The 23,731-nt window shown below is 33.2% G+C and carries 23 protein-coding genes, 1 pseudogene and 1 CRISPR repeat array; of the genes and pseudogenes, 20 read left to right on the forward strand and 4 right to left on the reverse strand.

What is annotated here, in order from left to right; all coding sequences use genetic code 11:
• Nucleotides 1-244 precede the first annotated feature (244 nt).
• From ACFX5E_RS11025 to ACFX5E_RS11040, 4 genes are all read left to right on the forward strand, one after another.
• Nucleotides 245-1,273, forward strand: coding sequence for a FecCD family ABC transporter permease (locus ACFX5E_RS11025; RefSeq protein WP_379855216.1), 1,029 nt, complete (start codon nucleotides 245-247; stop codon nucleotides 1,271-1,273).
• Between the two features lie 133 nt (nucleotides 1,274-1,406).
• Complete coding sequence (locus tag ACFX5E_RS11030) at nucleotides 1,407-1,547, forward strand: GxxExxY protein (protein ID WP_379855217.1); 141 nt, start codon at nucleotides 1,407-1,409, stop codon at nucleotides 1,545-1,547.
• Nucleotides 1,548-1,554: 7 nt separating this feature from the next.
• Nucleotides 1,555-1,743 carry a GxxExxY protein gene (locus ACFX5E_RS11035; RefSeq protein ID WP_379855293.1) on the forward strand — a complete coding sequence of 63 codons (189 nt, stop codon included), beginning with the start codon at nucleotides 1,555-1,557 and terminating at the stop codon, nucleotides 1,741-1,743.
• A gap of 56 nt (nucleotides 1,744-1,799) precedes the next feature.
• Entirely contained in the window at nucleotides 1,800-2,582 is a 783-nt protein-coding gene (locus tag ACFX5E_RS11040) for an ABC transporter ATP-binding protein (protein WP_379855218.1), read from the forward strand.
• Nucleotides 2,583-2,647: 65 nt separating this feature from the next.
• On the opposite strand, the gene ACFX5E_RS11045 is transcribed toward ACFX5E_RS11040, so the two are convergent.
• From ACFX5E_RS11045 to ACFX5E_RS11055, 3 genes are all read right to left on the reverse strand, one after another.
• Nucleotides 2,648-4,255, reverse strand: a complete 1,608-nt coding sequence (locus ACFX5E_RS11045; RefSeq protein WP_379855219.1) for a class I SAM-dependent methyltransferase — start codon at nucleotides 4,253-4,255, stop codon at nucleotides 2,648-2,650.
• 111 nt (nucleotides 4,256-4,366) lie between these two features.
• On the reverse strand, nucleotides 4,367-4,822 hold the full coding sequence (locus ACFX5E_RS11050; protein ID WP_379855220.1) for a tRNA (cytidine(34)-2'-O)-methyltransferase: 456 nt from the start codon (nucleotides 4,820-4,822) through the stop codon (nucleotides 4,367-4,369).
• A gap of 28 nt (nucleotides 4,823-4,850) precedes the next feature.
• Nucleotides 4,851-5,426 (reverse strand): pseudouridine synthase, encoded by a 576-nt coding sequence (locus ACFX5E_RS11055; protein WP_379855221.1) that lies wholly within the window; start codon nucleotides 5,424-5,426, stop codon nucleotides 4,851-4,853.
• Between the two features lie 171 nt (nucleotides 5,427-5,597).
• Here ACFX5E_RS11055 and ACFX5E_RS11060 point away from each other — a divergent pair, with 171 nt between their 5' ends.
• From ACFX5E_RS11060 to ACFX5E_RS11095, 8 genes and pseudogenes are all read left to right on the forward strand, one after another.
• On the forward strand, nucleotides 5,598-5,975 hold the full coding sequence (locus ACFX5E_RS11060; protein ID WP_379855222.1) for a hypothetical protein: 378 nt from the start codon (nucleotides 5,598-5,600) through the stop codon (nucleotides 5,973-5,975).
• Between the two features lie 291 nt (nucleotides 5,976-6,266).
• A pseudogene (cas9, locus tag ACFX5E_RS11065) lies at nucleotides 6,267-10,859 on the forward strand (type II CRISPR RNA-guided endonuclease Cas9).
• Complete coding sequence (gene cas1 / locus ACFX5E_RS11070; protein WP_379855223.1) at nucleotides 10,856-11,752, forward strand: type II CRISPR-associated endonuclease Cas1; 897 nt, start codon at nucleotides 10,856-10,858, stop codon at nucleotides 11,750-11,752. The pseudogene cas9 and the gene cas1 overlap by 4 nt, the downstream one beginning before the upstream one ends.
• The gene (gene cas2 / locus ACFX5E_RS11075) at nucleotides 11,745-12,092 is read left to right on the forward strand and encodes a CRISPR-associated endonuclease Cas2 (RefSeq protein ID WP_379855224.1); all 348 of its coding nucleotides are present in this window, start codon (nucleotides 11,745-11,747) and stop codon (nucleotides 12,090-12,092) included. The genes cas1 and cas2 overlap by 8 nt, the downstream gene beginning before the upstream one ends.
• 116 nt (nucleotides 12,093-12,208) lie before the next feature.
• Nucleotides 12,209-12,634: a CRISPR direct-repeat array (repeat unit 46 nt; unit sequence GTTGGGAATTATAAGCTAAAATACAATTCTGAAAGCAATTCACAAC).
• 140 nt (nucleotides 12,635-12,774) lie between these two features.
• Nucleotides 12,775-14,145, forward strand: a complete 1,371-nt coding sequence (locus tag ACFX5E_RS11080) for a DNA recombination protein RmuC (RefSeq protein WP_379855225.1) — start codon at nucleotides 12,775-12,777, stop codon at nucleotides 14,143-14,145.
• A gap of 8 nt (nucleotides 14,146-14,153) precedes the next feature.
• Nucleotides 14,154-14,519, forward strand: coding sequence for a 6-phosphogluconate dehydrogenase (locus ACFX5E_RS11085; RefSeq protein WP_379855226.1), 366 nt, complete (start codon nucleotides 14,154-14,156; stop codon nucleotides 14,517-14,519).
• Between the two features lie 6 nt (nucleotides 14,520-14,525).
• A complete protein-coding gene (locus ACFX5E_RS11090; protein ID WP_379855227.1) occupies nucleotides 14,526-15,080 on the forward strand; it encodes an acyl-CoA thioesterase in 555 nt (184 codons plus the stop codon).
• A 178-nt stretch (nucleotides 15,081-15,258) separates the two neighbouring features.
• A complete protein-coding gene (locus tag ACFX5E_RS11095) occupies nucleotides 15,259-15,798 on the forward strand; it encodes a YceI family protein (RefSeq protein WP_379855228.1) in 540 nt (179 codons plus the stop codon).
• 2 nt (nucleotides 15,799-15,800) lie between these two features.
• On the opposite strand, the gene ACFX5E_RS11100 is transcribed toward ACFX5E_RS11095, so the two are convergent.
• Nucleotides 15,801-16,718 carry a TIGR01777 family oxidoreductase gene (locus ACFX5E_RS11100; RefSeq protein WP_379855229.1) on the reverse strand — a complete coding sequence of 306 codons (918 nt, stop codon included), beginning with the start codon at nucleotides 16,716-16,718 and terminating at the stop codon, nucleotides 15,801-15,803.
• 117 nt (nucleotides 16,719-16,835) lie between these two features.
• Here ACFX5E_RS11100 and ACFX5E_RS11105 point away from each other — a divergent pair, with 117 nt between their 5' ends.
• From ACFX5E_RS11105 to folE, 8 genes are all read left to right on the forward strand, one after another.
• A complete protein-coding gene (locus ACFX5E_RS11105) occupies nucleotides 16,836-17,495 on the forward strand; it encodes a TetR family transcriptional regulator C-terminal domain-containing protein (RefSeq protein WP_379855230.1) in 660 nt (219 codons plus the stop codon).
• The gene (locus ACFX5E_RS11110) at nucleotides 17,495-18,802 is read left to right on the forward strand and encodes an ABC1 kinase family protein (protein ID WP_379855231.1); all 1,308 of its coding nucleotides are present in this window, start codon (nucleotides 17,495-17,497) and stop codon (nucleotides 18,800-18,802) included. The genes ACFX5E_RS11105 and ACFX5E_RS11110 overlap by 1 nt, the downstream gene beginning before the upstream one ends.
• A complete protein-coding gene (locus ACFX5E_RS11115) occupies nucleotides 18,802-18,936 on the forward strand; it encodes a DUF2256 domain-containing protein (RefSeq protein WP_082014130.1) in 135 nt (44 codons plus the stop codon). Before ACFX5E_RS11110 ends, ACFX5E_RS11115 begins: the two co-directional genes overlap by 1 nt.
• The gene (locus ACFX5E_RS11120) at nucleotides 18,912-20,216 is read left to right on the forward strand and encodes a DASH family cryptochrome (RefSeq protein WP_379855232.1); all 1,305 of its coding nucleotides are present in this window, start codon (nucleotides 18,912-18,914) and stop codon (nucleotides 20,214-20,216) included. Before ACFX5E_RS11115 ends, ACFX5E_RS11120 begins: the two co-directional genes overlap by 25 nt.
• A gap of 5 nt (nucleotides 20,217-20,221) precedes the next feature.
• Nucleotides 20,222-21,706, forward strand: coding sequence for a cryptochrome/deoxyribodipyrimidine photo-lyase family protein (locus tag ACFX5E_RS11125; RefSeq protein ID WP_379855233.1), 1,485 nt, complete (start codon nucleotides 20,222-20,224; stop codon nucleotides 21,704-21,706).
• A 52-nt stretch (nucleotides 21,707-21,758) separates the two neighbouring features.
• Complete coding sequence (locus tag ACFX5E_RS11130) at nucleotides 21,759-22,043, forward strand: TIGR03643 family protein (protein ID WP_379855234.1); 285 nt, start codon at nucleotides 21,759-21,761, stop codon at nucleotides 22,041-22,043.
• A 48-nt stretch (nucleotides 22,044-22,091) separates the two neighbouring features.
• Entirely contained in the window at nucleotides 22,092-22,775 is a 684-nt protein-coding gene (locus tag ACFX5E_RS11135) for an SDR family NAD(P)-dependent oxidoreductase (RefSeq protein ID WP_379855235.1), read from the forward strand.
• Nucleotides 22,776-22,937: 162 nt separating this feature from the next.
• On the forward strand, nucleotides 22,938-23,549 hold the full coding sequence (gene folE / locus ACFX5E_RS11140; protein ID WP_379855236.1) for a GTP cyclohydrolase I FolE: 612 nt from the start codon (nucleotides 22,938-22,940) through the stop codon (nucleotides 23,547-23,549).
• The last annotated feature ends 182 nt before the right edge of the window (nucleotides 23,550-23,731 follow it).

Consider the following 23,731-nt stretch of genomic DNA (forward strand, 5'->3'; position numbering starts at 1 on the left):
TTGATTGATAATTAGGTATAAAAACATTAAAATTAATAATTTACCTCATCTCTTCGAGTGATTTTCAACATTAATGCGGCAGCTTTAATGTTGAAAATTGTATCGAGAAGCCTTTCAAAAGGTTCTCGATACTTCATAAAGATTTTCTATAGCAAATCTATGCTCAACTCGAGCTGACGACATCTCAACTAAACAGCAATCTTGCAAGGTTTCCAAAACATTGTAGATATAAACAAATTTAAGCTTGCAAAACAAAAACCGAAATACAGTTCTCTTTATATTCCTAACCATCGGAATGGTTTTTTTGTTCCTGATCAACATCAGTTTAGGTTCCGTTTCTATTCCTATAAAAGAAGTTTTCAATAGTTTAACCGGCGGAAATTCCAGTAAAGAAGCATGGGAATATATCATCCTCAACTACCGCTTACCTAAAGCTATTGCTGCTATTCTTGTTGGAATGGGTTTATCAATCAGCGGACTTCTTATGCAAACTTTATTTAGAAATCCGTTAGCCGGCCCTTATGTTTTGGGATTGAGTTCCGGCGCCAGTTTAGGCGTTGCAATGGTTATTTTAGGGGCTGCTTTTTTACCTCCATTTATAGCCACAATTTTACTCTCCTCCTACGGAATTATTTTAGCATCAAGTTTAGGTAGTTTTATAGTTTTACTCGCAGTTTTGGCAGTTTCACATCGCTTACGAGATACCATGGCCATCTTAATTGTGGGACTAATGTTTGGTAGCTTAACCAGTGCCATTGTAGGAACGCTAACCTATTTCAGCACCGCAGAACAATTACAGAAATTCACTTTTTGGTCACTCGGAAATCTTGGCAATTTGTCCTGGGCATCAATTTCCCTTTTATCAATCTGTGTGGCAATTGGTTTACTTCTCAGTCTATTCAGCATTAAACCTTTAAACTCATTACTTCTGGGAGAAAATTACGCCCGTAGTTTGGGTTTGAATTATAAAAAATCAAGACTAATTATTATTTTTGCAACCAGTATTTTAGCAGGAAGTATTACCGCTTTTGCGGGTCCAATTGCCTTTATAGGATTAGCGGTACCTCATGTTGCAAAGCTGATTTTTCAAACCAGTAATCACACAATTTTATTTTGGAGCACCATACTTTTTGGGTCGATTATCATGCTCGTTTGCGATAGTATTTCGCAAATGCCGGGTAGCGATATTACGCTACCGATTAATGCTGTAACTTCTATTTTTGGCGCACCTATTGTGATTTGGTTATTAATCAGGAAAAAAAGTTTTGTTTAACCACTACTACTGGATCTTTTTAAACACATAGAAACATAGTTATACAACTAAAAAAAATCAGATCATTACTCAAAAATATTTAGATGATTTAACTTATGAAATAATTGGTTCAGCTATAGAAGTACAAAAAATAGTGGGTAAAGGATTACTTGAAAGTGTTTATCATCAATGTATGAAAGAAGAATTATCACATAGAAAAATTAATTTTTTCACAGAGATGAAAGTCCCAATATTTTATAAAAAACAAAGAATTAACAACAGATTTTCGATGTGATTTATTTATTGAAAATTGCTTAGTCGTTGAATTAAAATCTGTTTTAGAAATGAATTCTATATTTGAAGCGCAGCTTCTAACCTATATGAAATTTTTAAAAGCACCAAAAGCAATTATAATAAATTTTAATTGCTTTAATATTTTTAAAGAAGGGCAAAAAACTTTTGTAAATGAGTATTTAAAACTTTTATCCTAGTAACACAATTCTATGTATCTATATGTTTAAATTTATGAAGAAACTATCCAAATATAATGGAAAATAAAATCATCTTACAGGCTTCACAAATCAGCATCGGTTATTCTCATAAAAAAGAAAATACCGTTGTTGCTTCGAATATTGATTTATCTTTAGAAAAAGGAAAACTCATTGCATTAATTGGTGCAAACGGGATTGGAAAATCAACTCTTTTACGCACAATAACGGGTATTCAAAAGACGATTTCAGGAACTGTTTTACTCAACGGCAAAAACATTCACGAAATTGATGCTTTGGCCTTGGCACAAAATTTAAGTGTGGTATTGACCGAAAAATTACCTCCCAGCAACTTGACTGTTTTTGAACTCATTGCTTTAGGGAGACAGCCTTATACCAATTGGATTGGGAAATTAACTGCTGTAGATATAGTAAAAGTGAATGAAGCGATGGAACTCACACAAATCAGTCATTTAGCAGCCAAAAAGCATTATGAAATCAGTGATGGACAATTACAAAAAGTTTTGGTCGCGCGTGCTTTGGCTCAGGATACACCTCTGATAATTTTAGATGAGCCTACAACACATCTCGACTTATTACATAAAGTCTCGTTATTCAAACTTTTGAAAAAACTTACCCATGAAACTGGAAAGTGCATTTTATTTTCTACACATGATATTGACATGGCGATACAGTTGAGTGACGAAATGATCATAATGACTCCTGAAACTGTAATCCAAGACCAACCTTGCAATTTTATTTCAAAAGGTACTTTCAGTACATTATTCAAAGATGAACATATTGTTTTTGACGCTGAGAAGGGAAAATTTATGATTGTTTAGTTTTTTGCCACGAAGACACTAAGTCGAAAATTTTTAAATACTAACTACTGAACACTGAATACTCATCAAACTCCTTTCAATAAATTAATACTTACCGTTGCAATATTTGAATCCGGAAATCTCCTAAAATAATTGGTATCAGGATACAATCCTGCTTCAGCAGCTATTTTGTGCAAAACCGGAATTTCTACTATATATTGATCCGAAAAACCATGAGTGGCATCATACGCCGTGGCAGCTGTTTTTCCTAAATTAGCCGCAGTCAAATTTGGTGAAATAGTATGCAATTCGATCATCAACAATCCGAATTTCCGAACATAAGGCGACCAATTATTAAGGTGTTCCAACAAATTATCTTCAACCAGATTATTATTGATTCGGTTACCTCTATGCACAAAGGCTCCTGTTGAATGACTCACTCTACCTTTGGTTATCCGTTTTGGCATCTCCCAAATTCGGTTATGATCCAAGAAGGTTCTCACATTCAATAAATCTTTCAAATCAATGTTATAATTTTCCAATAAATCATTGGCTAACAAATCCGGCTGACCAATATCCCCCCAAATTACTTTAGCCCAAATATCGGCTTTGATTAAATTAGCGCGGGTTACTTTCAATGCTGCCTGATTGTAATCGGCACCAACAAGAAATAAAGGATGGTCATCCAGCATTTTTCCGCGTATAGTCTGCCTGTCAATTACCTCAAAAATATGTTGCAAAAAAGCGCCATTACCACAACCCATATCCAGTATTCCTTTGGGCTGGTCTTCAATAGGCAAATTAAATAATTTGATGATAATTTCATCTACCACCTTAAAATAAGTGTCGTGTGCGCCTCCGCTTCCCCAAACATTCATTTCCCTGTCCACATGAATTTCTTCTTCGCCTTCAGCAACCGTTCGGAGTACATTTGGATTACCAAAAAGCAGTTCATCCATTTTACTAAAAGTGGGTAAATAGGAAACTGTCACTCCATAAGCAGTAGCTCTTTTGGCAAAAAACAAACCCGTTTCCGTAAACTGATAATTTCCTTTTTTTTGGGTAAACCAACCTAAATGAACAAAGAAATCGAGTATAATCTTGAAATTTTCGGGTGATTTATGAAATTCTTCGGGACGGAAGGAAATCTCCATGAAGTATTTGTGAAACATGCCACTCATGCCAAGGCGAACTAATGTAGGCCCTACCAAACATCCTTCAATATGCGTTAAAATTTGATGCTGGATAGAATTCGTTAACGGATCATTCGAAAAAGAAATGGCGTAATTGCTTTTGTATTTTTCGAAAATAACATGCAACCGTTCAAAGGGAGCATCTTCGAATAATCGAGGGTGAAATTGCATCGAAAAATGCAATAAATCAATCACATCTTCGTACAAATGAAACATCGAAAAAGCGATTACACTTTTGTCATTGCTGCTAAATTTAATCACATCGGTAGCGTTATTGATATGATAATCCAGAAATCCCTGAGAACATAAATTACGCAAACCCACATTCAGATACCCTTCGTTTGCTTTAAAATGTGATGTGAGTTCTTCCAGCGTGACTTCTTTTTTATCAAGAATATAAGAAAGCACCCCGCTTTTATGTAAAGAAAAAGCAACCGGTGCAATAACCAGTCCATCTAAATGTTTGAAAATCGTGTTTCTAAGAATAACTTTATCTATCATAAAAGTAAATTTAAAGGAAGAAAAAACAGGGTTAAATCAGTTAATGTCTTACTCAAATATATAAAATTTACTTCAAAATAACACGCTTTTTTACTATTCTAACTTTTCAACTCAACGTTTACTGTTAATTTGCCTTTTCGCTTCACCTATGACAAAAGCGACCGAATTTGCAATATTAAAACTTCTAATCAATGGCGACATGGGAATGGTCAGATGATTTTCAAACAATCCTAAAACTTCCTCACTTAATCCCTTACTTTCTTTACCAAAAACCAACCAGTCGCCATCCTGAAAATCAGTTTCTAAATACGATTTTTCAGCGTGGGAACTAGTCAGGAAAACTCTTGATTTATCTTGAATTTGGGCAATCCATTGGGCTACATTTTCATATTCCGTTACATCAAGGTGTACCCAATAATCCAATCCGGAACGCTTCAAATTTTTATCATTGATAACAAATCCAAAAGGATGAATCAAGTGCAATCGACTTTCCGTGCCTACACATAATCGGCCTATGTTTCCGGTATTGTTTGGTATTTCGGGTTCTACTAAAACGATGTTTAACATTGTAATTATTGGTTAATCGGTTATTTGTTTATTCGGTTATTTGAAAATCCTCAACTTCAATCACTTCTCCTGCCTGTAAATTATTAAGTTGTACGTTTCCTATTCGAACACGAACCAAGCGCAAAGTAGGAAAACCTACAGCGGCAGTCATTTTACGGACTTGGCGAAACTTTCCTTCGTTGACCGTAATCGAAGCCCAGGATGTTGGACCGTGGCGTTCATCTCGTATTTTTTTTCCCCTGGTTCCAAAAGCAGGAATTTCATGTATCAAAAACGCTTTGCAGTGTTTTGTAATGTATTTGGAGCCATTGAAACCAATTGCCACTCCTTTTTGCAACTCTTCAATTGCTTGCTGATGAATGATCCCATCGACTTGAACATAATATTCTTTGTCTACTTTTTTGCTTCGAATAATTTCGCTCATCATCCCATCCGTAGTCAATAGCAACAGTCCTTCTGAATCTTCGTCCAGGCGACCTATTGCCATCGTTCCTTCAGGAAAATCATGTAATTCCCCCAACAGCTTCTTTTTGCGCTTCAGCTCATAAATAAACTGACTTAAATACCCGTAAGGCTTGTGGATGATAAAATGAGAATGAGTCATTAGGTTATATTTTTAATGATGGCAAAGATAGTTTTGTTTTAGCGACAATTAAAATACAACGCCAATACATTTGCCTTCGCAAACCAAAAGCTATGTTAAATGATTTAATTTCTTGATATAAAAGACGTAATATTATAAAAGTTAAGAGTAGTAACTTTAAGATAAAAGATTATGGAAAGCAATGATTTAGGTTCAAAAAAGACAAATAACAAACAAAATCCGAACGAAGGCTTCAGTGGTGAAAACTTGCCTGAAGATTACAATCCTGCAGCATCAATACTTAAAGAAGAAGTGGAAACCGATGCTAACGGAGATCAAAAAATTGTTCAAAGAGCACGCAATGTAGATGGATCTATTGCTTCTATTCCCGAATCGGAAGAGAGAAGCTGGAATGAAAATGAGAGTTTGAGCAGGGGCGTTTCTACTGAAAAGGAAGCAATGAAAACTGTTGAAAACGAAGACCTTAACTCCGATATTACCGCGCACCGTTATCCAAATTCACACCCTGACAATCACGAAGACAGAGGAAATATAAAACTGGACGAATAACTAATTATTTTATTTATTAAAAGCCAATAGGAATGTAAATTCTTATTGGCTTTTTTTTGGAAATACTGGTTGGTCGCAATAACCAAATAAATCAAAATACTAAAAATGAAAAAAGCGACAACCGTAAGGGTGCCGCTTTGAATGTTTTCACAACGGAATAATCCTTATTGTGAATTGCTTCAAAATTGTATTGCAAGTATACAACAAAAGTTCTTATGTTCGATTGCGGTTTCCCGTAAAGGAGTTAATTATTTTATTCGTAAGTTTCGAGCTACTAAAAAGCAATGAGTAATGAAAAAAATATTAGGTTTAGATTTAGGAACAAATAGTATTGGCTGGGCACTAACGAATAATGACTTTGATAATAAATTAGGGAGTATTGAAGGCTTGGGAAGTAGAATAATTCCCATGAGTCAAGATGTATTAGGAAAATTTGACAGCGGAGTGTCAATATCTCAAACTGCTGAAAGAACAAAATATAGAGGAACAAGAAGATTGGTTCAACGCTTTTTATTAAGAAGAGAACGAATTCATAGAGTCCTGAACATTCTTAGTTTTTTACCTAAACATTACTCCGAAGCAATAGATTTTGATAAACGCTTTGGACAATTTAAGTCTGAAAGAGAAGAAAAATTATCTTTTTATAAAAATGAAAGGGGTAAGAACCAATTTTTATTTTTGGAAAGCCACCGAGAAATGCTTTCTGAATTCAAATTAATAAATCCTGATTTAAAACAAGTCCCTTATGATTGGACCATCTACTATTTAAGAAAAAAAGCATTAACAGAAAAAATAAGTAAAGAAGAATTTGCTTGGATATTGCTAAACTTCAATCAAAAAAGAGGGTATTATCAACTACGTGGCGAGGAACAAGAAGAAAACAAAAATAAATTAGAGGAGTTCCATACCCTTACAGTTGTTAATGTAATTGAAAGAGAAAAAGGAAAATCTGGCATATGGTATAATGTCATACTCGCAAACGGTTGGATTTATAAACGTGAAAGCAAAATCGCATTATTTGACTGGGTTGGTAAACAAAAGAATTTCATTGTAACTACCGAACTAAATGATGACGGAACTGTAAAACTAAATAAAGACAATGAAGAAAAGAGAAGTTTTAGATCTCCAAAAGAAGACGACTGGGGGTTAAGAAAAATCAAAACTGAACAAACAATAAATCAAAGTGGACAATCGGTTGGTTCTTACATCTACGATGAACTTTTGAAAAATCCAAATCAAAAAATAAAAGGGGAATTAGTTCGAACGATTGAAAGAAAGTTCTATAAAGATGAAATATCGAAAATTCTTAAAACTCAGATAGAATTCCATTCAGCTATTTTAACAGATCGAAATCTTTATAAAAAATGTATTGATGAATTATATAGACACAATGATTCTCATAAAAACAACATCAAAGACAGAGGTTTTGACTATTTGTTTTTAGATGATATTATTTTTTATCAGCGACCATTAAAAAGCAAGATTTCTTTGATTAGCGACTGCAGTTTCGAACACAGACCTGTTAAAGACAAAAAAGGTGTTTTAGTAAAAGATGGTAATGGACAACAAGTTTTAAAATCTTTAAAATGTATTGCAAAATCAAATCCTATTTTTCAAGAATTCCGATTATTACAATTTGTAAAAAACTTTAAAATTTACAAAAAAGAAATAGTCGATGACATTGATGTAACGATTGATTATTTAAAAACGGAAGAGGATATAGTTGAATTATTTCACTGGCTAAATAATAAAGCTGAAATCAGTCAAAAACAATTTTTAGCTTACCCGAAATTCAAATTAAAAGAAGATAGATTCAGATGGAATTTTGTAGAAGACAAAATCTATCCTTGTAACGAAACAAGAAATCAGTTTTTGAATGCAATTGCAAAAATTGATGTAGACAGATCTTTTTTTGATGCCAAAAACACCCAAGATTTATGGCATATTTTATATTCTGTTACTGATAAAATTGAAATCATAAAAGCAATTACAACTTTTGCAAAAAGACATAATTTACCTAATGAATTTATAGCAAATTTTTCAAAATTAAAACCTTTTAAAAAAGATTATGGCTCTTATTCTGAAAAAGCAATAAAGAAATTATTGACGTTAATGAGAAGAGATAAAACTTGGAATGAAGATGCAATTTCTGATAGAGTTACTGACAAAATTAGTGCCATTAAAGAAAGATTGAAATCTATAAATTATGATGTGTCAATTCTTGAAAAAGTATCTGACAGCGATATTCCAAAACAAGTTTTAAAAAGTTTTATAAATTGTACTGAATTCAATAAAGGTTTAAATACGTATCAGGCATCGTATTTAATATATGACAGACACAGCGAAGCCAGTGACATTTCAAAATGGAAAACTCCCGCAGATATTGAACACTTTTTAAAATACGATTTCAAACAACATTCACTCCGAAATCCAATAGTAGAGCAAGTTATTACAGAAACTTTACGAGTAGTAAAAGATATTTGGCAACATTATGGAGAAGGAAAAGAAAATTTCTTTGACGAAATTCATATTGAGTTAGGCCGTGAGATGAAAAATGACAAAGCAACTCGTGAAAGAATGACCAAACAGATTTCTCAAAACGAAAATACCAATTTACGTATAAAAGCCATTTTAACGGAATTAAAAAATGATGGAATAAGCGATGTTCGTCCATATTCTCCAAGCCAGCAAGAGATTTTAAAAATATACTAAGAAGGTATTTATAGCAGCGAAAATAGAAAAGAAAAACTAGAAGAAGTTGATAAAATAAGGAAAAATTCGAAACCAACAACTTCTGAAATTAACAAATACAAACTTTGGCTGGAACAAGGATATATTTCGCCTTACACTGGAAAGTTAATTCCATTAAGTGATTTGTTTACAACCAAATATCAAATCGAACACATTATTCCACAATCCAGATTATTCGATGATTCGTTAGCAAACAAAGTCATTTGCGAATCCGAAGTAAATGACTTGAAAGGAAATATGACCGCATTAGAATTTATTCTAAAAAACGAAGATAGAATTATAACCTTAACTGGTGGAAAGACAGTTAAAATATTCACTAAAGAAGCCTATAACCAACACATAAATAGCTATTATAGCAAAAATAAAAACAAGCAAAAGAAATTGTTGAGTGAAGAAATTCCAGAAAAATTTATCGAAAGACAATTAAATGACACCAAATACATCAGTAAAATTGTAAAGAATCTTTTAAGCAAAATAGTTCGAGAGGAAGATGAACAAGAAGTAACCTCAAAAAATATCGTTTCCTTAAATGGCTCTATTACTTCAAAAATGAAGCAAGATTGGGGTTTGAATGACGTTTGGAATAAAATTGTTACACCGCGTTTTGAACGTTTAAATGCAATAACTAATTCTAGTGATTTTGGTAAATTAGAACTTAAAAGAGATGAATTTGGAAATAGTGGAAAACAAGTTTTTCAAACCACAGTACCAGATGAAATAGCAAAAGGATTTTCTAAAAAGAGGATTGACCATCGCCATCACGCTTTAGATGCCTTAGTAATTGCTTGTATAAATAGGACACATATCAACTATTTAAATAATCTAAATGCTAAAGATGAAAATGACAAAACTATCAAACACGGATTAAGAAACAAAATCTGTTTCAAAACCAAACCTGACGCAAATGGGAATTATAAATGGGAATTCCACAAGCCTTGGGAGAATTTTACAAAAAAAGCAGAAGATGAACTAAATCAAACCATTATCAGTTTCAAACAAAACTCTAGAGTTATCAATAAAACGGTAAATAAGCATCAAGTTTGGAAAGAAGAAGATGGTGCAATGAAAAAAATCACTACCAAACAAACAAAAGGAGATAACTGGGCTATTAGGAAACCAATGCACGCAGAAACGGTAAGTGGAAAAGTGTTTTTAAAGCGAATTAAACAAAGCCATATTACTATTGCAAATGCAATTGAGCAAATAGAATTGATAGTAGATAAGGAAGTTAAAAAACAACTTGCAGCTAAAATAAAGCAATATCCAAACAATAGTGAGGGATTAAAAAAACACCTCAAATCTTTCCCCGTAATGATTGATAGAAAAGCTATTGACAAAGTTCAGGTCTATGAAACCATACAAGCTACTGCAACCCGAAAAACACTTGACATCACTTTCGATGAAAAGAAAATTGAAAAAATAACGGATACAGGAATAAAAAAAATTCTATTAAAACATCTCCAACAAGAAATTTATCAAAATACTATTGGTGAAAATGGCAAAAAAATCCCCGCTCACGAAATTGCTTTTTCTGAAAATGGTTTGGATCATTTAAACAAAAATATTACGGCATTAAATAATAACAAAAAACATCAACCAATAAAAAAAGTCAGAGTTTTTGAAGAGGGAGGCAAATTTAGTTTAGGTCAAACAGGAAACAAAACTGATAAATACGTAGAAGCTGCAAAAGGAACAAATTTGTTTTTTGCAATCTATCAAGATGAAAACGGGAAACGAAATTATACAACCATTCCTTTCAATGAAGTAGTTGAAAGGCAAAAACAAGGATTAAGTTCTTCACTAGAAATAGATAAAAACGGAAATCGTCTTTTATTTACTCTTTCTCCAAATGATTTAGTTTATATACCAACAGAAGCTGAAATGGAAAACTTAACTCTTCTTAATTTTAATAAATTATCAAAAGAGCAAGTACAAAGAGTATATAAATCTGTGAGTTTTACTGGAAATCGATTGTATGCGATTCCTAATAATATTGCAACTTCAATTGTAGATAAAATGGAATTCTCTTTGTTAAATAAATTAGAATTTACTCTTGACAAAGAATCAATAAAAGAATTTTGTTTAAAACTTGAAGTTAATAGACTTGGAATGATTAAAGGAATAATTCGATGATAAAACGAACCCTTTTCTTTGGTAATCCCGCTTATTTGAGCACCAAAAACGAGCAAATTGTAATCTCTTATCCTGACAAGGAACAAGAGACCAAAACTGTGGCTATAGAAGATATTGGGGTTATCGTTCTCGAAAATCAACAAATCACGATTACGAATGGTTTGCTGGAAAAACTAATTCATAATAATGTGGCGTTAATCAATTGCGACCAATACCATTTGCCCATTGGTTTGTTAATGCCTTTGAATGGTCATACGGAACAATCGGAACGGTTCAAAAACCAAATTAATGCTTCTGCCCCACTTAAAAAGAATTTATGGCAACAAACTATTAGTGCTAAAATTATAAACCAAGCAGGATTGCTCAAAGAAAAAGGAATTCCTTGCCGAAAAATGGAGATTTGGGCAAAGGAAGTTACTTCGGGAGATGCACTAAATCACGAATCCAGAGCAGCTGTTTATTATTGGCCAAACCTCATTAAAATAGAAAATTTTACCAGAGGACAAAAAGGAATTGCTCCTAATAATCTGTTGAATTATGGTTATGCCATTCTAAGGGCTATTACCGCGCGAGCTATTGTTAGTTCTGGCATGCTACCTACTTTAGGCATTTTTCATCGCAACAAATACAATGCGTATTGCCTTGCTGATGATATTATGGAACCATATCGCCCGTATGTCGATTTGATTGTATGTCATATCATGGAAACTGAAGATACTTTTGAAGAATTGACCATCGACATTAAAAAACAACTATTGAGTATAGCAAGTATAGATGTTTTTATTGACGGGAAAAACAGTCCGTTAATGGTTGCTATGAGCAGAACCACACATTCCTTACATGAATGTTTTGATGGAACGGCAAGGAAAATTTTATACCCCGTTTATGTATGACAAACATTACACCCGTTTAAATCAATATAGAAGTTTGTGGATATTAGTATTTTTTGACCTGCCAACGGAAACGCGAAAAGAGCGCAAAATAGCCAGTACATTTCGTAAGAAATTATTAGACGATGGCTTTTCTATGTTTCAATTTTCAATCTATATGCGATTTTGTGCCAGCAGAGAAAATGCGGAAGTACACACCAAAAGAATAAAAAATAACTTACCCGAACACGGCAAAATTGGCGTCATGCAAATAACTGATAAACAATTTGGTATGATGGAACTTTTTTATGGGAAAAAATTGGTAGAAACCGACAAACCATCACAACAGTTAGAATTATTTTAGTCATCAGGATTAAAAAAAGGTATAACTACCTGAACAACAATGCCTAAAAACAACTTCTTTTCTATTTCAGAATAATCTCATAACTACCAACATATCAAACGATTATATCGCGGTATGTTGGGAATTATAAGCTAAAATACAATTCTGAAAGCAATTCACAACGGGACTTAACGATAAAAAAGTGTAACATGTGTTGGGAATTATAAGCTAAAATACAATTCTGAAAGCAATTCACAACACTGATACTCACGTCGCTATGGATGTTGACGTTGGGAATTATAAGCTAAAATACAATTCTGAAAGCAATTCACAACTAAAGTCCTTTGTTATTATTCGTAACTGTTGTTGGGAATTATAAGCTAAAATACAATTCTGAAAGCAATTCACAACAGTTGCTCTTCTGTAATACGAATAACCTTTGTTGGGAATTATAAGCTAAAATACAATTCTGAAAGCAATTCACAACTATCAATTCAAAAGGAAAGAGAGGGTTTCTGTTGGGAATTATAAGCTAAAATACAATTCTGAAAGCAATTCACAACGAAAAATCGTTACAGCAAAATCGAAAGGTCGATTTTTCGTTGTGAATTGGCTGTTCAAAAATATAAAATCGCTTTGCTCTTTTTTACATCCTACAAATGATATTATTCCCTACTTTTACTTCATAAACAAAAATACTTCTATGTCAAATATGTTTCCGTTTTTATTGATTTTTATAATCGCTCTCGCCATTGGTGTTTTCATTGGCAAACTTATTTTCTCTGCCCGATTCCAATCAGAAAAAGTAAGTCTGGAAGAGAAATTAATCGCTTTAAATTCCCAATTCAATCAGCAGAAAGAACAAATTGTTACTGATAAAACAGCTTTCGAGAAACAATTAGAAAACACCGTTGCGGACAAAAAAACCATCCGAAACGAAAAAGACAGTCTGGCGATTCAGCTTTCAAAAAAGGAAGTAGATTTTGAGAACCTTTGGGAACGCAACAAAGAGCAAAAAGAAGAAGTTGAAAAACTACAGGACAAATTCACAAAGGAATTCGAGAATCTGGCCAACAAAATATTAGAGGAAAAATCAAATAAATTCACCGAACAGAATAAAGAAAACATGAAAAATATCTTGACACCTTTGCAAGATAAAATTCATTTGTTCGAAAAGAAAGTCGAAGACACGCACAAAGAAAGTATTGATTATCACGCGGCTTTGCGCCAACAGATACTTGGATTACGCGAAATGAATATCCAAATGAGCAAGGAAACCATTAACCTGACCAAAGCTTTGAAAGGCGATAGTAAGATGCAGGGGAATTGGGGTGAATTAGTTTTAGAACGTGTACTGGAAAAATCAGGTTTAGAAAAAGGTCGTGAATACGAAGTGCAACAAGCCTTTACAACTGAGGACGGAAATCGTGTTTTTCCTGACGTAGTAATCAATCTGCCTGACGGCAAAAAGATGATTGTCGATTCTAAAGTTTCTTTGACTGCTTATGAAAAATACATCAATGAGGAGGATGATGATGTAAAAGTTGGATTTTTAAAAGAACATGTAAACTCCATAAAACGTCACGTAGAGCAACTGGGCAATAAAAATTACCACGATTTATATCAAATAGAAAGCCCTGATTTTGTACTGCTATTTATTCCAATCGAACCCGCTTTTGCAATGGCACTTAACGAAGACACTACTTTATACAACAAAGCATTCGAGAAAAATATAGTAATTGTTACTCCTGCTACTTTACTGGCTACTTTGCGCACCATAGACAGTATGTGGACCAACCAAAAGCAGCAGGAAAATGCGCTCGAAATTGCAAGACAAGCTGGTGCATTGTATGATAAATTTGAAGGTTTTGTAGGTGATTTAATCAAAATTGGAAAGAAGATAGACGAAAGCAAAACAGAATACAGTGGCGCCATGAATAAACTTGTAGAAGGAAAAGGAAACCTGATTGTAAGTGTGGAGAAATTGAAAAAAATGGGAGCTAAAGCAAAGAAAGCACTTCCTGAAAGCATATTGAATAGAGCAGAAAAAGACGAAAACCAATTATTAAACTAACCATTTAGATGAAAAAAATATTAGGAATTATTGCTGGTGTTATCATATTATCCATAGTATGTTACTTTACTTTTTTATACTACGCGACTTATAGTGAAGGCGTTCGATCCGGACAATTAATTAAATTCAGTCATAAAGGAGTCGCATTCAAAACTTGGGAAGGAGAATTGAGTCAGGGATTATCAGGAGCCCAAATTTTTGCTTTTTCAGTATTGGATAAAGACCAAAAAGTAGTTTCTGATTTGAAGGAACTGGAAGGTCAATATGTAAAATTATCCTATGTTGAGCGCTATAAAACTTTTCCTTGGTGGGGAGATACAAAATACTTCATCATTGAGGTAAAAAAAGAGAATTCTCCTTATATAAGTAAATAGGTTATTATGAATACTACTTTTAAAACGGTGGCTTCCTCAAATATTAGCATTTCAGAATTAATGCTGCCGTCACACACCAATTTTAGCGGTAAAATACACGGTGGGTATATTTTATCTTTATTAGACCAAATCGCTTTTGCCTGCGCCTCAAAATTTTCAGGGAATTATTGCGTAACAGCTTCTGTGGACACGGTAAACTTCTTAAAACCAATTGAAGTGGGTGAGTTGGTAACCATGAAAGCTTCTGTAAATTATGTGGGCTACAGTTCCATGATCATTGGTATTCGAGTTGAAGCAGAAAATATTCAAACCGGAAAAATAAAACATTGTAATTCCTCCTATTTCACTATGGTTGCCAAAGACAAAGAAAGTAAAAGTGTAGCGGTTCCGGGTTTAATTCTTTCCAATCTAAATGAAGTAAAACGATTTTATAATTGTTTGAAACAAATAGCTTTAAAAAAAGAAAGAGATTATCATGAAGAAGTATTCGATTACAGCTCCAAAGAAAGCTTGGCCGGTTTAGAAAAATATAATGTTTTGCTAGAATTAAAAAAGAGTTAATGAAAATTCTATTCTGATTTTGATTACTAAAATAAAAGGCAAAATAAAGGAATCCAGTGCTATTTTTTTTTGAAAAATCAGAACCAAAAACTGATTTATAACAAACATTTCCAACCTATTTAATGCGTTTTTTATTCATTTTTTTCGTAACTTTAAGTAATTTAATTCATATACGATTATGAAAAAAATTACGCTCCTTTTTCTGATTTTTATTACCAATACAACTGTTGCGCAAGAAAAAATGATCACTGACAAAGGAATTATCAATTTTGAAGCTTCAGTCCCATTTTTTGAAGAAGTAAAGGCAATAAATGAAAAAACCGCCTGTGTTTTGATAACAAAAACAGGGGAAATAACCTGTTTGGCTTATATCAAAAAGTTTCAATTTGAAAGAAGTTTGATGCAAGAACATTTCAATGTAAATTACTTAGAAAGTGATCGGTATCCAAAAGCAATATTCAAAGGCATTATTGAAAAATTTGACTTGAAAAACATTGATTCAAACCCAAAAGTATATGAGATAAAAGGTAAGATAACCATTCATGGGAAATCAAAAAAAATTACGATTTATGGTACCATCAAAAAAGCAGGTAAAGGAATCGAACTGATTTCTAATTTTCCATTAAACACAGATGATTTCGGAATTGAAATTCCTTATATAGTTCGCAGTAAAATAGCCAAAAATGTAAACACTCAAATCACCTGTGTTTTACAATAAGTTTATTTTGCTAAACAATCCTTAAGCGCTTCATCTAATTTTTTGTATTTAAATTGAAAACCTGTACTTTCGATTTTATCCGATGAAACCCTTCTTCCAGTCAAAACAATTTTCGCCATTTCTCCCATTGCTAATTTTATTAAAAAAGCAGGAACATTGGGTAACCAAAGGGAATATCCAAGAACTTTCGCTAAGGTCTTGGAGAAAATAGTATTATTCGTATTGTCATTGATAGCGGCATTATAAGGACCTACCATACTAGAATTAGCAATAGCATGACAATACATATTGCATAAATCGTCAACATGTATCCAAGGCATATATTGATTTCCTGAGCCTAAAGCAGCACCCAATCTCCTCTTAAAAACAGGCAACAGTTTTTTTAGAAAACCATCATCTTTACCCAGTACTAAACCGGTGCGAATTTTAACAGTCCGAATGTGCAGATATTCAATAAAATCTAGGGATCCTTCCCATTTTTGGCAAGTATAACCTAGGAAATCATTGGCTGGAGGCGTCTCTTCTGTACAAATTTCTGCGCCATTTACTGCTCCATATATACCAATTGCAGATGCTGAAACAAAAGCTTCTAATACTTTATTATTTTTTTTGAGTACAGAATAGATAAGTTGTGTGGATTGTTCACGACTGGTAATAATTTCGTACTTCCTTTTTTTGGTCCATCTTTTCTCGGCAATATTCTCACCAGCCAGATGTATTACATAATCCGCTTTAAGAACAGCATCCTCTTCTATAAATTGAGTTGAAACATCCCATTTGTAATAAGAAATTTCCGCAGTATTTTGTTTTTCGTTTCTGCTTAAAATGGACACACTATAACCCTTTTGAATGAGCAAACTAGTTAAACGTTTGCCTATAAACCCAGAACCACCGCTTATTAATACATTTCTTTTTATCATAATGTAAAGCTAATCATTTAAACGCAATCTAAAATATATATTAAATTTTGTTTAACATTTTAATTATATAGTTAAACATTTTGTACCTTTATACTTTAATTACAAATTCAAAAAAAAATGGCTACTAAAAAATCAATAATAACGAAAGATAAAATAGTTTCTTTCTACATGGATTATGTGTTAGAGAACAGTGAAAAACCAAAATCTGTTTATAACTTCGCAAAATTAAATAACTTTAGTGAAACAGAATTTTATTCTTTTTTTGGAACTATTGAAAGTATTGAAAAAGAAATCTTCAAAATGTTTTTAGACAAAACAGTAGAATTACTGAATAAGAATCCTGATTACGAGAACTACGATATGAAAAGTAAAATGCTAAGCTTTTACTTTACATTTTTTGAAATATTAACCGCGAACCGTAGTTACGTTGTTATGATTTTGAAAGAAAACGACAATCAATTGAAAAAGCTTTCACAGTTATCAAGCCTGAGAAACAGTTTCAAAAACTACATGACTGAGATCATTACAGATGATTTTAGAACGCAACAAGAAAGACTTCAAAATTTTCAAGAGAAAGCATTTCAGGAAACATCTTGGATCCAACTTTTACTGACACTTAAATTCTGGTTGGATGATTCTTCACCTTCTTTCGAAAAAACAGACATTTATATTGAAAAATCAGTGAAAGCGACTTTTGAATTAATGAATATTGCTCCCATTGACAGCTTAATCGATTTTGGAAAATTTATTTTCAAAGAAAAAATATATAAAAAGTAATGAAAACAATAGACTATATACCCACTTCAAAAATTGAAAGAGCAACAAAACTAGTACAAACCGGTGCGAAAGTTGGTGTTAACTACCTCAAGTATTACGGAGAAAAAATGGTCAATTCAGATTTGACTCGTGATAAATTAAATGAAGACAACGCCGAAGATATTTATGACGGACTGAAAAGCCTGAAAGGAAGTGCCCTGAAAGTTGCCCAAATGTTAAGCATGGACAAAAGCTTTTTGCCACAGGCTTACGTAGAAAAATTTTCACTTTCCCAATTTTCTGTTCCGCCGCTTTCGGCACCATTGGTATTGAAAACGTTTAAGAAAAATTTTGGAAAAACACCTTATGAAATATTTGACGAATTCAATGCGAATTCAGTTAACGCAGCTAGTATTGGCCAAGTTCATGTGGCTGTAAAAAACGGTAAAAAACTGGCGGTAAAAATTCAATATCCCGGAGTTGCCAATAGTATTTCTTCTGATTTGGCCTTGGTAAAACCCATCGCCATCAGAATGTTTAACCTTCAGGGAAAAGATTCTGATAAGTATTTCAAAGAAGTCGAGGACAAATTGGTTGAGGAAACCAATTATTTATTGGAACTGGAACAGAGCCAGGAAGTTGTTCAAGCCTGTAAAAAAATCGAAAATTTAGTTTTCCCTGAATATTATCCGGCGTATTCATCAGAGAAGATTATCACAATGGATTGGATGACAGGAATTCATCTTTCAGAATTTACGAAAAACAACACCAATCAAAAAACTGCCAATAAAATTGGTCAAGCACTATGGGATTTTTATATGTACCAAATTCATATCTTGAGAAAAGTGCATGCTGATCCGCATCCGGGCAACTTTTTGGTAAACAAAAAAGAGGAATTAGTAGCATTGGATTTTGGCTGTATGAAGCAGATTCCTAATGACTTTTACACTCCTTATTTTGAGTTGATAGACAAAAAAGTTATTAATAGTCCGAAAATATTCAATACAAAATTATTTGAATTAGAAATTCTTCGAAGAGATGATTCGAAAGAAGAAGTAGATTATTTTACCGCATTGTTCCATGATTTACTGTCCTTATTTACAAAACCTTTTCAATCGCAAACGTTCGATTTTTCCGATGAAACTTTTTTTGAAAGCATCGCACAACTAGGAGAACGATTTTCAAAAGACACCAATCTGCGTAAAATGAACGGTAATAGAGGATCTAAACATTTCATTTACATGAACAGAACCTTTTTTGGATTATACAATTTGATGTTTGATTTGAAAGCGACAATCGTTGTCAATGAATTTGAAAAATACAAATAGTGAAAAAAGAAAATCTGCCTTCTAAAATGTGTTTGGTTTGCAACAGACCTTTTAGCTGGCGGAAAAAATGGGAGAAAGTTTGGGACGAAGTTAAATATTGTAGCGAAAAATGCAAAAGAAACAAAAAGGGTTAGTTTGGTTCAGAAATGATTTGAGAGTTCATGACAATGAATCCTTGACGATGGCAATTGCTGAAAATGAATCGGTACTTGCTGTGTATTGTTTTGATCCAAGACATTTCGACGAGAGCAATTTTGGATTTAAAAAAACAGAAAAGTTCCGGACTAAGTTTCTAATTGAATCCGTAACAGCATTAAAACAAAATCTGGAAAAACTGAATATTACGCTGTTGGTTTATCACCAAAAACCAGAAGATTCTATTCCGGAAATTATCGCTCAAAATGGAATCAATTCGGTTTACTTCCAAGAAGAATGGACTAGCGAGGAAATGCAAGTTCTAGAAAATATAAAATCAAAAGTTGTGGTGCAGACCTCGTTCAAAGCTAGCTACAATCAGTTCTTATTTCATCCTGAAGACATTCCGTTTGATATTCAATCGATTCCAAATGTTTTTACACAATTCAGGAATCAGTGTGAAAAATTAACGAAAGTCCTACCTGAATTTACGGTTCAATCGCTGTCTAAAGAAAATTGGATAACAAACCAAACTGTAATTCCTACGATGAAAACATTAGGATTTACGGATTTTGAGATGGATTCCAGAACAGCATTTCCTTTTCGCGGTGGTGAAAACGAAGCATTGAAAAGATTGCAAAATTATTTTTGGGAATCCAAAAAATTAAGTGTTTATAAACTGACCCGCAACGGATTAATTGGAACTGATTTTAGTTCAAAGTTTTCTCCTTGGTTGGCAAACGGTTCCATTTCGGCTAAAACTATTTATTGGGAGATTGTCAAATACGAGAAACAAATAGAGAAAAATGACTCGACCTATTGGTTGATTTTCGAACTGATTTGGAGGGATTATTTCAAATATATCTCGATGAAAAATGGGAATTCGATTTTTAAAATTGGTGGTATTTTAGAGAAAAAATATGATTGGAAAAACAATTCAGCCGCAATAACTAATTGGATCAACGGTACAACTGAAGAATCTTTTGTAAATGCAAATATGATTGAATTACAGCAGACCGGATGGATGAGCAATCGAGGCAGACAAAACGTAGCCTCTTATTTTGCGAAGGAATTACTGTTAGATTGGCGCATAGGAGCATCTTATTTTGAAGCAATGCTTATTGATTACGATGTACACAGCAATTATGGCAATTGGATGTATGTTTCAGGAGTTGGCAACGATCCTAGAGATCGCAAATTCAACATTAAGTTACAAGCTAAAAATTATGATGGCCAATCAAAATTTCAAAACTTGTGGTTGCAACAGAAATTATTTTAAAAATTATGAATACTAATAAAAAACATATCAATGTAGTTTGGCTCAAAAGAGACCTTCGTTTACAGGATAACGAAGCGATTTTTAATGCAACAAAAACTAGCATACCCACATTGCTGCTGTATGTATTCGAAAAATCTTTAGAAAATGATTTGCATTATAGTCCGAGACACTGGAATTTCATCAAGCAATCGCTTGTAGATATCAACAAACAACTCGAACAATCGAACACACAGGTATTAGCGGTATCTTCAGAGGTGCTTCAAGTTTTTAATATCCTTGAGGAAACTTATAAAATTGACACGGTGTATTCACATCAGGAAACTGGTTTAAAAATCACTTATGAAAGAGACAAAACCTTCAAGCGATTTTGCAAAAACAATCAAATCAATTGGGTTGAAAACATCAATAACGGAATTTTCAGAGCATTGAGAAATAGAACAAATTGGGTTTCAAAATGGGAAGAATACATGAATGAACCACAGTATATTTTTGATTCGAAAGCAGAAAATTTCCTTAATTCGGAAGCAATAAGGGAACTAGAAAAAGTATTTGAAAAGACCAATTTAGAAACTGTTCCAGATGCTATTTTCCAAAAGGGAGGTTCGACTATGGCAGGGAAATATTTGCAAACATTCTTTGATGAGCGCTATCATAACTATAATTCCCATATTTCAAAACCTTTATTGGCTCGAAGAAGTTGCAGTAGATTGTCCCCTTATATTGCTTGGGGAAATTTATCTTCCAGACAAGTTTTGCAACAAACAGCTACTTTCCGACTGACCTGTAACAATAAAAAACAAATTGATTCTTTTGTGTCTCGACTGACTTGGCAAGCACATTTCATTCAAAAATTTGAAATGGAAGAAATTATGGAATTTGAAAGTGTCAACAAAGGTTTCCATTCATTGAAAAAGAAAATCAATGAAAATTATATTGAAGCCTGGAAAACGGGACAAACTGGATTTCCATTAGTAGACGCTTCCATGCGATGTTTGAATGAAACGGGGTATTTGAACTTTAGGATGCGTGCGATGTTAGTTTCTTTTTTTACCCATAATTTATGGCAGCCTTGGCAGGAAGCAACGCAACATTTATCGCAAATGTTTCTGGATTTTGAACCGGGAATCCATTTTCCACAATTGCAAATGCAAGCTGGTGAAACCGGAATCAATATGCTACGCATATACAACCCGATAAAGAACAGCTATGAACATGATCCAGAAGGTGAATTTATAAAAAAATGGGTGCCTGAACTCAGTAAATTACCAAGAGCTTTTGTACACGAGCCTTTCAAGATGACCTATTTGGATCAACGATTTAATGATTTTGAGTTGGGAGTTACTTATCCAAAGCCAATCATTAATATGGAAAGAACTAGAAAATTTGCAAGCGATTTTTTATGGCAAATGAAAAAAAACCCATTGGTAAAAGAAGAAAGTTCACGAATATTAAAATTACATACCATGGCAGATATTGGAGATAGCGATTAGTGTTTCCATCGATTCATTCAACAAAACGTATTTTCAATTAAAAAAGAACACCATGAATACAAAAAAAGAACTTACAGATATAGATAAAGACCGAATTATAGAAATGGCTTGGGAAGACCGAACCACTTTTGACTCCATATTAATGCAATTTGGATTAAAAGAACAAGAAGTGATTGATTTAATGCGAAATGAAATGAAGGCTTCAAGTTTCAGAATGTGGCGTGAACGAGTTCAAGGCCGTAAAACAAAACATGAAAAATTAAGAGACTTTAGAGAAGGAAGATTCAAATGCACGATGCAAAGACAGATTAATAACAATAAAATTTCGAAAAGATAGCTCACAGAATCAAGACAAATAAATTAAATAACTGATTGAATAATAAATATGAAAAACATAGTAATCATTGGTGGTAGTAAAGGAATTGGCGGTGCCATTTTGTTGCAACAATTAGAGACAAACTTGGTTTACAACATCAGCAGAAATGCGCCAGAAATCACACACCCCAACCTCAAACATTTCTCCGTAGATGTATTGCAGGATGCACTTCCGGAAATCGAAAATATTGATACCTTAATTTATTGTCCTGGTTCCATCAATTTGAAGCCGATTGGAAGTTTGAGTATTGAAGATTTCAGAAATGATTTTGAAATTAATGTAATTGGCGCTGTAAAAGCCATACAAAAATATTTACCTGTTTTGAAAAAAGGAACTAATCCATCCATTATTTTGTTCAGTACAGTAGCCGCAAAACTGGGGATGCCCTTTCATGCGAGTATTGCTACAGCAAAAGCAGGTGTGGAAGGATTAGTAAAATCGCTGGGAGCAGAATTGGCATCGGTAGTACGCATCAATGCCATTGCTCCCACGATTACCGAAACATCACTTTCGGCCAATATTTTAAGAAATGACCGTATGAAAGAAAATATGGTGGAACGCCATCCAATGAAAGGCTATTTGAAACCGGAAGAAGTAGCGCAAATGGCTAATTTCCTGATTTCTGAAAATGCAAAATCAATTTCAGGTCAGGTATTTGAAATGGATTACGGAATTGTGACTTTTAAAATTTAGATATAAAATATACACTCTCAGATAGAGATTATTTCACCATTAAGGAATTAAGATTATTAAGAATTAGTGCTTAATTTTTCTTAATTTCTTAATGGTTCATAAAAAAAATGTTTTAAAAACATCCAATAAAATAATTGGCCAAAATCAAAAATACAGCATACCATGATAAAAGAAATGAAAAGTTACGAAAAAATTGAACAATACGATACTGAAATAACGGAAGCGTTAGCGGATAATTATAAAGTAATCATTGAGAATTTAGGAGAAGATGTGACCCGCGAAGGGCTTGAAAAAACACCGGAACGCGTGGCCAAAGCCATGCAATATTTAACTCATGGATACGGACTGGATCCTTTAGAAATACTAAAATCGGCTATGTTTACTGAAGACCATCAACAAATGATTGTGGTAAAAGACATCGAAGTATATTCCATGTGTGAACACCACATGCTACCGTTTTTTGGCAAAGCACACGTGGCTTATATTCCGAATGGAAAAATTGTAGGTTTAAGCAAAATCCCAAGAGTAGTCGATGCGTTTGCCCGAAGAATGCAGGTGCAGGAACGATTGACAGACCAAATTAAAAACTGTATTCAGGAGGCTTTAAATCCACTCGGTGTAGCAGTTGTCATTGAAGCACAACACATGTGCATGCAAATGCGAGGCATTCAAAAACAAAATTCGGTCACCACAACTTCTTCTTTTACCGGTGCTTTTCTAAAAGATAAAACCAGAAAAGAATTTATTAGCTTAGTTTCCAATAAATTGAGTTAAATTTATAACTTAAATGCTCATTCGAAACGGATCTTCTTAGCTAAAAAACAGAACACAGATTACACGGATCTACCACATTATCTCAGATTTTTTTGATTGATTAATTTGAAATTGGAGTTAATCCGTGTAATTCGTGGCAAAAAAAAATTTCTTAGGTCTTATTGAACAGGTGCAATAATTTA

Origin of the sequence: Flavobacterium xylosi, assembly GCF_042787345.1 — a bacterium.
Lineage (GTDB): Bacteria > Bacteroidota > Bacteroidia > Flavobacteriales > Flavobacteriaceae > Flavobacterium > Flavobacterium xylosi.

Coding starts and splice junctions, on each gene's coding strand:
- ACFX5E_RS11040 (WP_379855218.1), top strand. CDS start 1,800: ATGGAAAATAAAATCATCTTACAGGCTTCACAAATCAGCATCGGTTAT.
- ACFX5E_RS11045 (WP_379855219.1), bottom strand. CDS start 4,255: ATGATAGATAAAGTTATTCTTAGAAACACGATTTTCAAACATTTAGAT.
- ACFX5E_RS11050 (WP_379855220.1), bottom strand. CDS start 4,822: ATGTTAAACATCGTTTTAGTAGAACCCGAAATACCAAACAATACCGGA.
- ACFX5E_RS11055 (WP_379855221.1), bottom strand. CDS start 5,426: ATGACTCATTCTCATTTTATCATCCACAAGCCTTACGGGTATTTAAGT.
- ACFX5E_RS11060 (WP_379855222.1), top strand. CDS start 5,598: ATGGAAAGCAATGATTTAGGTTCAAAAAAGACAAATAACAAACAAAAT.
- cas1 (WP_379855223.1), top strand. CDS start 10,856: ATGATAAAACGAACCCTTTTCTTTGGTAATCCCGCTTATTTGAGCACC.
- cas2 (WP_379855224.1), top strand. CDS start 11,745: ATGTATGACAAACATTACACCCGTTTAAATCAATATAGAAGTTTGTGG.
- ACFX5E_RS11080 (WP_379855225.1), top strand. CDS start 12,775: ATGTCAAATATGTTTCCGTTTTTATTGATTTTTATAATCGCTCTCGCC.
- ACFX5E_RS11085 (WP_379855226.1), top strand. CDS start 14,154: ATGAAAAAAATATTAGGAATTATTGCTGGTGTTATCATATTATCCATA.
- ACFX5E_RS11090 (WP_379855227.1), top strand. CDS start 14,526: ATGAATACTACTTTTAAAACGGTGGCTTCCTCAAATATTAGCATTTCA.
- ACFX5E_RS11095 (WP_379855228.1), top strand. CDS start 15,259: ATGAAAAAAATTACGCTCCTTTTTCTGATTTTTATTACCAATACAACT.
- ACFX5E_RS11100 (WP_379855229.1), bottom strand. CDS start 16,718: ATGATAAAAAGAAATGTATTAATAAGCGGTGGTTCTGGGTTTATAGGC.
- ACFX5E_RS11105 (WP_379855230.1), top strand. CDS start 16,836: ATGGCTACTAAAAAATCAATAATAACGAAAGATAAAATAGTTTCTTTC.
- ACFX5E_RS11110 (WP_379855231.1), top strand. CDS start 17,495: ATGAAAACAATAGACTATATACCCACTTCAAAAATTGAAAGAGCAACA.
- ACFX5E_RS11120 (WP_379855232.1), top strand. CDS start 18,912: ATGCAAAAGAAACAAAAAGGGTTAGTTTGGTTCAGAAATGATTTGAGA.
- ACFX5E_RS11125 (WP_379855233.1), top strand. CDS start 20,222: ATGAATACTAATAAAAAACATATCAATGTAGTTTGGCTCAAAAGAGAC.
- ACFX5E_RS11130 (WP_379855234.1), top strand. CDS start 21,759: ATGAATACAAAAAAAGAACTTACAGATATAGATAAAGACCGAATTATA.
- ACFX5E_RS11135 (WP_379855235.1), top strand. CDS start 22,092: ATGAAAAACATAGTAATCATTGGTGGTAGTAAAGGAATTGGCGGTGCC.
- folE (WP_379855236.1), top strand. CDS start 22,938: ATGATAAAAGAAATGAAAAGTTACGAAAAAATTGAACAATACGATACT.